Origin of the sequence: Tessaracoccus sp. SD287 (assembly GCF_017355265.1) — a bacterium.
Taxonomy (GTDB): domain Bacteria; phylum Actinomycetota; class Actinomycetes; order Propionibacteriales; family Propionibacteriaceae; genus Aestuariimicrobium.
In genome coordinates this window covers 1-12,464 of sequence record NZ_JADIJQ010000018.1, presented here as the reverse complement: position 1 = coordinate 12,464, position 12,464 = coordinate 1, and the positions used below count along the sequence as shown (strand labels likewise).

The 12,464-nt window shown below is 70.0% G+C and carries 12 protein-coding genes; 1 reads left to right on the top strand and 11 read right to left on the bottom strand.

The annotated features are described in order from the left end of the window. Window positions 1–92 precede the first annotated feature (92 nt). From dnaK to nadE, 4 genes are all read right to left on the bottom strand, one after another. Entirely contained in the window at window positions 93–1,958 is a 1,866-nt protein-coding gene (gene dnaK, locus IPV09_RS08760; protein WP_207474859.1) for a molecular chaperone DnaK, read from the bottom strand. A gap of 113 nt (window positions 1,959–2,071) precedes the next feature. Then, window positions 2,072–2,719, bottom strand: coding sequence for a hypothetical protein (locus tag IPV09_RS08755; RefSeq protein ID WP_207474858.1), 648 nt, complete (start codon window positions 2,717–2,719; stop codon window positions 2,072–2,074). 240 nt (window positions 2,720–2,959) lie between these two features. Beyond that, window positions 2,960–4,030 (bottom strand): SGNH/GDSL hydrolase family protein, encoded by a 1,071-nt coding sequence (locus IPV09_RS08750; protein WP_207474857.1) that lies wholly within the window; start codon window positions 4,028–4,030, stop codon window positions 2,960–2,962. Between the two features lie 70 nt (window positions 4,031–4,100). Beyond that, on the bottom strand, window positions 4,101–4,955 hold the full coding sequence (nadE, locus tag IPV09_RS08745) for an ammonia-dependent NAD(+) synthetase (protein ID WP_207474856.1): 855 nt from the start codon (window positions 4,953–4,955) through the stop codon (window positions 4,101–4,103). Between the two features lie 63 nt (window positions 4,956–5,018). Between nadE and hrpB the strand changes: the two genes are divergently transcribed. Beyond that, window positions 5,019–7,475: an ATP-dependent helicase HrpB gene (gene hrpB / locus IPV09_RS08740; RefSeq protein ID WP_207474855.1), complete on the top strand. Its 2,457-nt coding sequence runs from the start codon at window positions 5,019–5,021 to the stop codon at window positions 7,473–7,475. Window positions 7,476–7,607: 132 nt separating this feature from the next. Here hrpB and IPV09_RS08735 read toward each other — a convergent pair whose 3' ends face one another. The 7 genes from IPV09_RS08735 to IPV09_RS08705 form a co-directional block, all read right to left on the bottom strand. Next, entirely contained in the window at window positions 7,608–9,041 is a 1,434-nt protein-coding gene (locus tag IPV09_RS08735) for an aldehyde dehydrogenase family protein (protein WP_304650741.1), read from the bottom strand. Next, on the bottom strand, window positions 9,038–10,072 hold the full coding sequence (locus tag IPV09_RS08730; protein WP_242681414.1) for a cob(I)yrinic acid a,c-diamide adenosyltransferase: 1,035 nt from the start codon (window positions 10,070–10,072) through the stop codon (window positions 9,038–9,040). Before IPV09_RS08730 ends, IPV09_RS08735 begins: the two co-directional genes overlap by 4 nt. After that, window positions 10,069–10,344 carry a EutN/CcmL family microcompartment protein gene (locus tag IPV09_RS08725; RefSeq protein ID WP_207474854.1) on the bottom strand — a complete coding sequence of 92 codons (276 nt, stop codon included), beginning with the start codon at window positions 10,342–10,344 and terminating at the stop codon, window positions 10,069–10,071. The genes IPV09_RS08730 and IPV09_RS08725 overlap by 4 nt, the downstream gene beginning before the upstream one ends. 1 nt (window position 10,345) lies before the next feature. Then, on the bottom strand, window positions 10,346–11,143 hold the full coding sequence (locus IPV09_RS08720) for a flavoprotein (protein ID WP_207474853.1): 798 nt from the start codon (window positions 11,141–11,143) through the stop codon (window positions 10,346–10,348). A gap of 2 nt (window positions 11,144–11,145) precedes the next feature. Further along, entirely contained in the window at window positions 11,146–11,796 is a 651-nt protein-coding gene (gene pduL, locus IPV09_RS08715) for a phosphate propanoyltransferase (RefSeq protein WP_207474852.1), read from the bottom strand. A gap of 3 nt (window positions 11,797–11,799) precedes the next feature. Beyond that, entirely contained in the window at window positions 11,800–12,081 is a 282-nt protein-coding gene (locus IPV09_RS08710; protein ID WP_207474851.1) for a BMC domain-containing protein, read from the bottom strand. A gap of 140 nt (window positions 12,082–12,221) precedes the next feature. Beyond that, window positions 12,222–12,464, bottom strand: a 243-nt coding sequence (locus tag IPV09_RS08705) for a hypothetical protein (protein WP_207474850.1), incomplete at its 5' end; no start/stop codon positions are given.

Below are 12,464 nucleotides of genomic sequence, written 5' to 3'. Positions count from 1 at the left end.
CTCAGGGGGTGACGGGGACGTGGGGGGCCGGCGTCGGCTGGACGCCGACCCCCCGTGAACTGGTGCCATGGACCCTCAGGTCCGAGGCTAGATCAGTCCTTCTTGTCCTCGTCGACGATCTCGGCATCCACCACGTCGTCCTCACCGGCAGGCGTCTCACCGTTGTCGGCCGCGCCCTGGGCGTCGGCATCGGCATCGGACTGCGAAGCCTGCTGCTGGGCGGCCTGCGCGGCGTAGACGGCCTGGCCCATGGCCGAGGCCTTGGTGTTCAGGTCGTCCATGGCGGTCTTGACGGCCTCATCGTTGTCGGTGCCCTTCAGGGCCTCCTTGAGGGTGGCCAGGGCCTCCTCGACGGGGGTCTTGACGTCGGCCGGGATGGCCTCGGCGTTGTCAGCGAGCAACTTCTCGGTGCGGAAGGCCAGGGCGTCGGCGTCATTGCGCATCTCGACGGCCTCGCGGCGCACCCGGTCCTCCTCGGCGTGCGACTCGGCCTCCTTGACCATCCGCTCGATGTCGTCCTTGTTCAGGGCCGAACCACCGGTGACGGTCATGGACTGTTCCTTGCCGGTGGCCATGTCCTTGGCCGAGACGTGGACGATGCCGTTGGCGTCGATGTCGAAGGTGACCTCGACCTGGGGCAGGCCACGGGGGGCCGGCATCAGGCCGGTGAGCTCGAAGTTGCCGAGCGACTTGTTGTCGCGGGCGAAGTCACGCTCACCCTGGTACACCTGGATCATCACCGAGGGCTGGTTGTCCTCGGCGGTGGTGAACACCTCGGAACGCTTGGTGGGGATGGTGGTGTTGCGCTCGATGATCTTGGTCATCACGCCACCCTTGGTCTCGATGCCGAGGCTCAGCGGGGTGACGTCGAGCAGCAGGACGTCCTTCACCTCACCCTTCAGCACGCCGGCCTGCAGCGAGGCGCCCAGCGCGACGACCTCGTCCGGGTTGACGCCCTTGTGGGGCTCCTTGCCGGACAGTTCCTTGACCAGGTCGGTGACGGCTGGCATCCGGGTGGAGCCGCCGACCAGGATCACCTGGTCGACCTTGTCGACCGAGGTCTTGGCGTCGGCGAGCACCGAGTTGAAGGGGGCGCGGCAGCGGTCGAGCAGGTCCTGGGTCATGCGCTGGAAGTCGGCGCGGGTCAGGTCCTCGTTGAGGTGCAGCGGACCCTCGGCCGAGGCGGTGATGTAGGGAATGTTGATGGTGGTCTTCTGGGCGCTGGACAGCTCGATCTTGGCGGTCTCGGCGGCGTCGCGCAGACGCTGGCTGGCCATCTTGTCCTTGGACAGGTCGACACCGTTCTTGTTCTTGAACTGGGTCACCAGCCACTCCACGACCTTGGCGTCCCAGTCGTCACCACCGAGGCGGTTGTCGCCCTTGGTGGCCTTGACCTCGAAGACGCCGTCGCTGATCTCGAGCAGGGACACGTCGAAGGTGCCACCACCCAGGTCGAAGACGAGGATGGTCTGCTCGTTCTCCTTGTCCATGCCGTAGGCCAGGGCCGCGGCGGTGGGCTCGTTGATGATGCGGTCAACGGTGAGGCCCGCGATCTCGCCGGCTTCCTTGGTGGCCTGGCGCTCGGCGTCGGAGAAGTAGGCAGGCACGGTGATGACCGCGTGGGTGACCGACTCACCGAGGTAGGCCTCGGCGTCGCGCTTCAGCTTCTGCAGCACGAACGCGCTGATCTGCTGGGGCTTGTACTCCTTCTCGTCGATCGAGATCGACCAGTTGGTGCCCATGTGACGCTTGACCGAACGGATGGTGCGATCAACGTTGGTGACCGCCTGGCGCTTGGCGACCTCGCCGACCAGGACCTCGCCACCCTTGGCGAAGGCGACGACCGACGGGGTGGTGCGGGCGCCCTCGGCGTTGGGGATGACGGTGGGCTCGCCGCCCTCGAGGACGGCGACGACTGAGTTGGTGGTGCCGAGGTCAATACCGACTGCACGTGCCATGGTGTTTCCTCCAAATGATGGTGGGAAGCGCGGCAGGGCATGAACCCCACCTGCTTGCGTCTGACGGACTCAACTTTAGACCGTGAGCCGATCTCGCTCAAGTCAGAGTTGAGTCACATCGACTCAACCATGGTTTTCTCAGGGTTGTTCCCGATCGGCGCAGCGTCTCGCACACGTCGGTGCTCGGACTGCCAGCGCCAGGTCAGGACGAGCATGAGCAGACCACCCACCAGGAGCACCACGCCGCTCGCCACCGACGAGACCCGGTCGGGCCAGGGCAGTATGGCGGGCATCGTGAACGAGCCACGGACGAACGGTTCGGCAATGGCACCCACCGGGACGACGCAGCCGGCCAGCCGCCCGAGCAGCCCGCGGTGGCGCACCAGTGCGCCGACCAGGCCGAGCGGGGCACCGCACAGTGCCGCGGCCAGGAACCACATCTCGTTGCCTTCCACCACCGAGGTCGGTGCCGCCAGCAGGCGTCCGAGCCCGTAGTGAGTGGCCAACGCCAGTTCACCGGCGGCCAGACCGGCCAGGCAGGCCTGCCAAGGACGCCGCACGATCCATCCCGCCAGCACCGAGATACCGGCCCAGACCACCCCGGCATTGGCGACCCGGCTGATGCTGAACCGCACGGCCAGCAGGGTGGGGTCCGCCCCCGAGTGCTGGGCCACCGTCGTCAGGTTCGTCAGCAGGGCGACCACCCCCAGGACGACGGCCCAGCCAAGGGCTTGCAACCAGCGTCGAGGGGTCTGATCCATGCCATGAGGCTAGGGGCCACGCGGGCGGCGGCACATCGTCCCCCGGTCGCTGGGCTCTGCCACCCCGGGCCCACTGACGATCCAGACCGGATCCGTCGGGCGCGGCCCGCCAGATACCCGGGGTGCACCGATTTACCCGGAATGCATCCCGGGTAAATCCACGGAAGCCGGGTAGGTGCGAGGAGGCTGGGTAGATCGGCGCAAGCTTGGTATCTGTGCCGTGGGGGCGGGACGACGGGCTCAGCGCTCGACGGTGACCGGTCCGGTGCTGGTCAGGGACTGCCGGGCCTGGAACTGGGCGTCCAGGGCGTGCAGTTGCTTTAGTGCCCGATTGGCGCGCGCCGCGTCACCCGAGCGCAGGTCGGCATCCAGTGCCCGGATCCGTCCGGGGTCGATGCCTGCCCTGACCGCCTTGGCCAGGTTCTCGGACGAGGCCAGGTCGGGCACGACCCGGCGGGCCTGCTCGGCGCTGACCTCGGTGGTGACCGAGGTCGTGGTCACCACCGTCGAGGTCACCGTGCGCACCCCCAGCGTGGCGCCCACCACGGTGGCGTAGCCAGCGTTACCGGCCGCATTCGGGTGGTAGGAGTCGGTCAGGTTCCAGCTGGGGCCGTTGATCCAGGCCTGCGCATCGCACCAGGCGTGACCGGTGAAGGCGGCCCGCGGGTCGGCGAAGCCGACCCCCCTGGCCGACGCCCGGGTGCGGGTGACCGTGTTCAACTGGTCGGCCAACTGGTTGGCGCGGCCCATCTCGGCCCCACTGAAGAAGGTCAGGACATTGCAGTCGGTGCCGTTGAACAGGCGCGGGTAGCCCACGGCGACGACCTGCGCGTTCGGCGCCTCGGCCCGGATGGCGCCGTAGAGGCCGTCCAGCCGACCCGGCAGGGTGCCGTTGATGAGTGCGGCGGCGGTGTCGAGCTTGGCGTTGCAGTTGCTCATCCAACCCGGCTTCGCGCATTCGAGCAGGGCGTCGGCGAAACCAATGTCGTTGCCGCCCGCCGAGACGGTGACCTTGTTGGTCGTCGACCAGACCCCGGCCAACTGGGTGGTGCGGACGTCGGCGATGACGGCACCGGAGCAGGCGCGGTAGTCCAGGGTCCAGCCGGCCGACTGGGCCACCAGCGCGGGGTAGCCCTTGGCCGACTGGTAGCAGTCGTTGATGGAGCCACCGGCACCGACGCCGGCGGAATAGGAGTCACCCAGGGCGGCATAGCGCAGTGGGGCGGCATGGGCAGGCGCTGCGAACAGCGTCGTGGTCAACAGGAGTGCGGCAGCAGCCAGCAGGCCGAAAAGGCGGGTGCGAGGGGACACGAGACACAGCTTGCCCGCCCACCGGGGTCCTGTTAGGCGAATCGGGTCCTGTCAGGCGAATGGGGTCCTGTCAGGCGAATCGACGCAGGACCTCGCCCGCGTCGCTGCGCCACCAGTCGTCGTCGATCGCGACCGGCGTGGTCCGCTTGTGGCGGCTGCGCAGGTACTTCTGCTCAATGATCTCGGCGACCGCGACGGGCACCGCGCGTCCCTCGAGGTAGTCGTCGATGTGGTCATAGCTGATGCCCAGTTCGTCCTCGTCGGTGCGCAGCGGCATGCCGTCCAGCAGGTCGGCGGTCGGCACCTTGGACCACAGCCGCTGCGGGGCGTCCAGGTGCTGCAGCAGCTGGCGGTTCTGGCGCTTGTTCAGCCCGTACAGCGGCAGGATGTCAGCGCCCCCGTCCCCGAACTTGGTGAAGAACCCGGTCACCGACTCGGCGCCGTGGTCGGTACCGATGACCAGCAGGTTGCCCTGGCCGGCGATCGCGTACTGGGCCACCATCCGCATCCGTGCCTTGACGTTGCCCCTGTTGAAGTCACTGATCTGCGCTCTGGTGCCGTCCTCGAAGGCGGACTCCAGACCGTCGGTGGCGGGCTTGATGTCCATGGTGACCTCGGTGCGCGCAGCGACCCAGTCCATGGCGGCTGCCGCGTCGGCCTCGTCGGCCTGGACGCCGTGGGGCAGCCGGACGGCCACGAAGTTGACGTCCTCGCCCTGATCGCGGAGCCGGTCGACGGCCAGCTGGGCCAGGCGTCCGGCCAGGGTCGAGTCGATGCCGCCGGAGATGCCCAGCACGTACCCCGCGGTGTGGCTGGCGCGCAGGTAGTCGACCAGGAACTGGACCCGCCGCTCCACCTCAATGGCCGGGTCGATCACGGGTGCCACGCCCAGGTCATCGATGATCACTCGCTGCAGTTCACGCATGCGCCCCACCCTAGCGACGGGGCATGGCGCCCGCCGGTCGGCGGGCTGCGCCAGACTGGGCGCATGCATTTCGACCTGGACCTGATCGGGGACGGCCTGCCCGTCGCGGCAGCCCTGGCCGACCTGGCGGCAGCCCTCGAGGCCGACGGGGTGTGCGTGGTGCAGGCGCCGCCCGGCACGGGCAAGACGACCCTGGTGCCACCGGCGGTCGCCAACCTCGGCGGCCCCGGCCGGGTCGTGGTGACCCAGCCCCGCCGGGTCGCGGCCCGGGCGGCGGCACACCGGCTGGCCAGCCTGTCGGGGACGAGCCTGGGCACCGAGGTCGGCTACGTGGTGCGCGGCGACCAGCAGACCTCATCGCTCACCCGGGTCGAGTTCTGCACGGCCGGGGTGCTGCTGCGCCGCCTCCTCGGCGACCCCGCCCTGGACGGCATCGGCGCCGTCGTCCTCGACGAGGTGCACGAGCGGGCCATCGACACCGACCTGGCCTTCGCCATGGTCGCCGAACTGCGCGAGCTGCGCCCCGAGCTGAGGCTGGTCGTCATGTCGGCCACCCTCGACGCGCAGCGCTGGGCCGGACTGTTGGGCGGGTGCCGGGTCGTGGCCGTCGAGGCCGACCTGTACCCGATGACCGTCCGCTGGTCACCGGGCCCGCAGCGCCTGGACGCCCGGGGGGTGACCCCGGCATTCCTGGACCATCTGGCTGCTGAGGCGGTGGCGGCCCTGTCCGAGCAGCGTTCGAACGTGCTGGTCTTCGCTCCGGGTGCCCGCGAGTGCGACCAGGTCGTCGCGCGGCTGCTGGCTGGTGGGGTCGACGCCCAGGCGCTGCACGGGTCCCTGGACCCCCGCGCCCAGGACCGCGTCCTGCGCTCCGACGACGGCCCCCGGATCATCGTGGCCACCTCGATCGCCGAGTCCTCACTGACCGTGGCCGGGGTGCGGGCGGTGGTGGACTCCGGACTCTCCCGCGAACCCCGGCTGGATTCCGGTCGCGGAATGACGGGTCTGGTGACCGTCAGCGAGGCCCGCTCCTCGGCCGATCAGCGGGCCGGACGCGCGGCGCGGCTCGGGCCCGGACTGGTGGTGCGCTGCTTCCCGCAGTCGGACTGGCCCGGCATGCGTGGGTTCCAGACGCCCGAGATCCTCACCGCCGACCTCACCCAGACCGCCCTGGACCTGGCCGTCTGGGGCGCTCCGGGCGGTGCGGGGCTGGCCCTGCCCGACGCCCCGGCGCCGCTCGCGCTGGCAGCAGCGACCCGGACCCTGCGCAGCCTGGGGGCGCTGGACGGGTCGGGTCGTCCGACCCCGCTGGGCCGCCGACTGGCGCGGATGCCGACCGAGCCCCGCCTGGGACGTGCCCTGGTGGAGTGCGCCCCACGGCTCGGGTCCCGAGAGGCAGCGCAGGTGGTGGCGATGCTGGCCGGCGACGATCGGGCACCGCAAGGTGACCTGGTGGCGCTGTGGCGGGCACCGGGTGGTCGCTGGCGCCAGGAGGCCCAGCGGCTCACCCGGCTGATCCCTGCGGCGGCCCGTCCGGCCGGTCTGGACGACGACGCGCTGGTGGCGGCGGTCGTGGCCACCGCCTACCCCGACCGGATCGCCCGGCGTCGCGGCTCACGTGAGTACCTGCTGACCGGGGGCACCGGCGTTGAGCTGCCCCGCGACTCGCGCCTGGCTGGGCAGGAGTGGCTCGCGGTCGCCGAGATGGGCCGGGTCGGTGACCGGGCGCTGGTGCGTTCGGCGGCACCGCTGTCTGCCGAGGCCGCCCGCGCGGCGGCGGCGTCGCTGCTGGTGGAGCGCACCGAGGCGACCTGGTCCAAGGGCCGGGTCACAGCCCGCCGGGTCGTCCGGCTGGGAGCCATCGAACTGTCCTCCACCCCGGTCGCGCCGACCCAGGACCAGGGTCGCGAGGCCGTCCGGGCGGCGCTGCGTGAACGCGGCCTGGCCGAAGTGGTGGGCTGGTCCGACCGGGCCGAGTCCTTGCGTCGGCGACTCGCGCTGCTGCACCACGAGCTGGGTGATCCGTGGCCCGCCATGGACGAGCAGAGCCTGGCCGGGCGTGCCGACGAATGGCTCGGCCCCGAACTGGACCAGCTCGCCCGCGGACGCCCGTCCAGCAACCTCGACCTGGTCAGCGCCCTGCGGAGGCTGCTGCCCTGGCCCGCCGCCGCCGAACTGGACGAGCTGGTCCCCGAACGCCTCGAGGTGCCCACCGGCTCGAGGATCCGTCTCGACTACCCCGAGGACCCCTCGAGTCGGGTGGTGCTGGCCGTCAAGCTGCAGGAGTGCTTCGGCCTGGTGCAGACCCCCCGGCTGGTGGGTGGCCGCGTCAGCGTGCTGATGCACCTGCTGTCACCGGCGCAGCGTCCCCTGGCGGTCACCGACGACCTGGCCTCGTTCTGGCGCAACGCCTACCCGGGGGTCCGCGCCGAGAATCGGGGCCGCTACATCCGTCACCCCTGGCCCGAGGACCCGCTGACTGCTCCCCCGCGTCGCGGCACCACCCGATCGGGGCGCTGAACCGGCCGCCCAGCTCGACGACGGCGACATCTGGCCCAGCGCCTACGCCCTGACCACCTGGAACGACGCGGTCGAACAGCAGGTCAGCGACCTGATCCGACGGGCCATCGCCGGCTGAGCAGTCTGCTGGCCTCAGCGCACGTTCAGCTCACCCACCATCACGCAGCGGCGGCTGCGGGCAAAACTGCGGGCCGAGGTCAGCCCCTCACCGGTCGGTCCGGCGATGGTGAAGGTCGTGAAGCCCTCACCGCCGATGCCCAGTCCGGCGTAGGAGGGGCCGTTCTTCACGAACAGGGTGGTTTGGATCAACCGGCCCATCGTGGTCAGTTTCGTCACGTCGCGCGAGTGCATGATGGCCGTGTGCCGCAGGCCCTTCTCGATCTCGATCGCGAACGCGATGCCGGCATCCACGTCGGGCACCCGGACCAGCCCGATCACCGGCATCATCAACTCGTGCTGGACGAAGGGATGGTCGCGGTCGACCTCGGCGACGACCAGGCGGGTCCCCGGCTGGGGGGTGATGCCGATCGCCTCCAGGATGAGGGTGGCGTCCTTGCCGATCCACTCGGTGCGGGGACGACCCTCACTCATCAACAGCTCCTCCAGCCGCTGCAGTTCACCGGGGTCGGTGATCTCATGGGCACCGGCCTTGACCAGTTCGAAGCGCAACAGGTCGGCGATGGCGTCGACGGCGATGATCTCCTTCTCGGCGGTGCAGGGCAGGTTGTTGTCGAAGCTGGCGCCGGCGACGATGTCGCGGGCAGCCTTGGGGATGTCCGCGGTGGCGTCGACCAGCACGGGCGGGTTGCCGGCCCCGGCGCCAATGGCCTTCTTGCCTGACTGCAGCACAGTCTTGACGATTCCGGGACCACCGGTGGCCACCAACATCCTGACCTGCTTGTGGGCCATCATCGCGTTGGTGTTCTCGATCGACGGTTCCCGGACGGTCACGATCAGGTTGGCCGGGGCCCCGGCCTCGGCGAGACCCTTGTTGAGTTCCTGGATCAGCCACAGGGTGACCTTGGTGGCCCGCGGGTGCGGGCTGAAGACCACCGAGTTGCCGGCGGCGAGCATGCCGATGGAGTTGCAGATCACCGTCTCGGTGGGGTTGGTGGTCGGCGTGATCGCGCCGATCACCCCGAAGGGCGAGTACTCGACGGTGGTCAGGCCGTCGTCCCCCGACCAGGCGGTGGTGACCAGGTCCTCGACGCCGGGGGTGCCGAGGGCGGCGATGCGGTTCTTGGCGATCTTGTCGTCGACCCGACCCATGCCCGTCTGCTCGACGGTCTCCCGCGCCATGTACTCGAGGTTCTCGGGCACGGTGGCGACGGCCTTGATCACGTCGATGTAGCGGCGACGGTCGGCCATGGAACGCTCCATGTACTCCCGCTGCCCGCGGGCGGCAGCGGTGACGGCCTCGTCCATGGTCTCAAAGACCCCCCACTGGCCGACGCCACTGGTGGTGCCGGTGGTGGTGGCGCTCGGGGAGCGCTGCGACAGTTCGCGCACCACCTCGGCGACGACGCGGGCGATCATGTCCCGGCTGGCGCTATCGACTGCGTTCATTGTCCACTCCTTGAGGCGATGGTCAGGGCGTGGTCGGCGATGACCATGTCCTCTTCGACTGTTCCGCCGGAGACTCCGATGCCCCCGGCAATGGTTCCGTCCACGAAGACGGGGTAGCCGCCTCCGAAGACACAGATGCGGCCCGAACTCGACCCCTGCAGCCCGTACAGGTCGCCGCTCTGCTTGGCCCGATCGGTCAACTGGTGGGTGGGTGCCCTGAAGGCGGCCGAGGACCAGGCCTTGTCACCGGCCAGGGCGATGCTGGCCAGCAGCGACCCGTCCATGCGGTGCACCAGCATCGGGTTGCCGGCAGCATCCACGACGCTGACGACGATCGGCACCCCGAGGTCGGTGGCCTTCGCCTGGGCCGCCGTGGCCAGGGTGGTGGCCATGGCCAGGTCCAGCCGGGGCAGGCCATCCGGTCGCCGGGCTGCGTCGGCCGGGCCGCCGCCGTCGGCGTCCAGTACCCCGGCCACCACCCGACGCACCACGGCCTCGACCTGGGCCCGGGTGTGTCGTTCCTCGACGACCCGCGAGATGGCATAGATGGCGTCGGACAGGCGATTCAGGAACATCACCACCTCGCCGCGGATGGCGGTGGTCTCGGCGGCGGTCAGCACCCGCCGCTCGGCGCGCCGCACCACGGTGCGGGCGACGTGGAAGCTGCCGGAGACCTCGTCGCGGCCCGGGACGACGAAGTGCCGCGGCGGTCCGGTCTCGGCCAGGCACCGGTCGATCAATGCTTCGAGGGCCTCGACGTCGGCGGCCCCCACCAGGTTGCCCAGTTGGGCGGCACCGGCCTCGTCGCTGGCAAGTTCGGCACCCAGGGTGAACATCCGCTGCTGGATGTGCTGGATCTCGGCGACCAGCGCCTCGTCGTCGAGGCGCGACTTGGCCAGCCCCAGGACGGTGTTGGCCTCGTCGACGGTGCCGTAGGCCTCGACCCGGGCCGACTGCTTGGTCACCCGGGAGCCACCGAACAGACCGGTGTCACCCTTGTCGCCGGTGCGGGTGTAGACGGCCGCCATCATCGGCCCCGATCGATCTCGACGGTGTCGACGATGCCGACGATGGTGGCATCCACCGGCGCGGCCTTGCCGCCAATGGCCTGCCGGGCCGAACTGCCGTTGGCAATGATGACGGTCTCGCCGTTGCCGGCGCCAACCGTGTCCACGGCGACCTCGGGGGCACCCGCGGGCTGGTTGTCGGCGTCAATGCGCTGGACGACGAGCAGTTTGTAGCCGACCAGGCCGGGGTCCTTGCTCGTCGAGACGACGGTGCCGATGACGTGTGCGAGGTACATCTCAACTCTCCTGTCGTTGGATGCGGATGCCGCGGGCGGCGGCCTCGTCCTTGGCGAGCGCTGTGACCAGCGCCCTGGGCGTGACCCTCAGGACGGTGCCGTCGGGCACGGTGCGCAGCAGTTCGAAGCTGACCAGGTCGGGCAGCGTCTCGGTGGGCACGTCCTGGGGGCGTCCTTCGAGGCTCCGCCAGGCGTCCAGCACGCCGTCGGCCAGGCCGTCGACGCTGGTCAGTCGCACCCCGAACTGTTGCAGTGCGACCAGGTTCTCGCGCAGGACGTGCGCGAAGGCGGGCGGAATGGCGGGGAACCACTCCTTCTTCTCCGGGTCGTCGGGGCAGGCAGCGGTGCGCACCGCGACGATGGGCCGGTTCAGCAGGATGAATTCGTGGATGACGTTGGTGGCCAGATTGTCGGCCATGCCGTGGGCGACCTTCGCGGCGCAGTTCACCGTCAGGGTCGGCACGATCAGCATCGGATGGGTGCTGACCAGGTTGCTGGTGACCTCGGGGCCGAGTCCCAGGATCTTGGTCTGGTCCAGGTGCAGCCGGGAGCTCTCGGTCTGGACGATGTCGAGGTGCAGGCCGCCGTCACGCAGGCGTTCGAGTTGGCGGATCGACTCGTCGAAGCCGAGCCATGCCCCGGTGAACAGGACCAGCGCCCGGCGTCCGGGCGGCTTGTCAGCCAGGGCGATGCCGGGTTCCTTGGCCAGGATCTCCAGGATGGTGCGGCGCACCAGGTCCTTGAGAGCCCCGAGATCCAGACCCCCAGCGGTGCCGACGACGGCGTCACGGGTGCTCATGATCAGGCCTCCGGCGTGATGATCAGCACCCGGTCGCCGGTGCGTCCGCCCACCCCATTGGCCTCGTCGGTGTCCAGGTGGACCTCGGCGGTGTAACTGTCCTTGACCCGGCAGATGACGTGGTCCAGGGTGCCACCCCGGTCCCCGTCGATGCGCACCCGGACCAGGTCCTGGTCCTGGACGCCGAGGCGTCGGGCATCATCGGGGCCGAGGTGGATGTGGCGGGCAGCAACGATGGCTGCGTGCGGCAGGTCAACGCGTCCGGCCGGCCCGATGATGGTGATCGGCGCGGCGTCGTCCAGGTGCCCTGACTGGCGCACCGGGGCGTCGATGCCCAGCGTCCGGCAGTCGGACTGGCTGAGCTCGACCTGGGACCGCGGCCGACAAGGACCCATCACGCGCACCCGTTCCATGGTCCCGCGGGGACCCTGAATGGTGACCGTCTGCTCCGCGGCGAACTCCCCGTGCTGGACCACCCAGGCCTTGACGGTGGGTTCGCCGCTGCCGAAGAGCGTGCGGTAGTCACCGGGACTGAGGTGGACGTGCCGGTTCGAAACACCGAGCACCACGCGGTGCGGGTCGGTGTGCTGAACCAGTGCGGCCACCACCAGCCGGGTGATGTGCGTGATGAGTTGCTTGTCGTCCACGGTCATGGGTCACTCCCTGGACGCCGAGGGCAGCATCTTCTCGGTGTCGCCGTGCGGACGAGGGATGACGTGGGTGGAGACCACCTCACCGACCGCGCGGGCGGCGACGGTGCCGGCATCGACGGCAGCCTTGACCGCCCCGACGTCACCGCGCACCATGACGGTGACCAGGCCCGCACCAATCTTCTCGGTGCCGACCAGGGTGACGTTGGCGGACTTGACCATGGCGTCGGCGGCCTCGACGGCGCCGACGTATCCCTTGGTCTCGACAAGACCCAGTGCTTCGCTCATTCGTTTTCTCTCCGTTCGTTCGGGCTCGACGACCGGTTGCTCGTCGAGGGGTGCAGCCGGTGGCTGCGGGTCCGGCTGTGCCGGGGTCTGTGGCAGTTTCCTGACGGCCTGGGGTCGTCGGGTGGCGGTATTGCTGATGGCTACTGCTCCTCTCCCTGAGGTGTTGCCTCAGCCCGGACGACGTCCGTGGCCGGTTCGGGGGGTTCGGGTGTGGGTGCCGGTTCCTGGGGCGCCGGTTCCTGGGGCGCCGGTTCCTGGGGCGCGGGTTCGGTCTCGGGCGCGGGTGCCGGCTCAGGTGCGGTCCACCCGACGGTCTGTGAGTTCTCGACCAGTTGCGCCAACTGCTCGCTGGGGCGGGCAATGACCGACGAGCGGGCCACCTT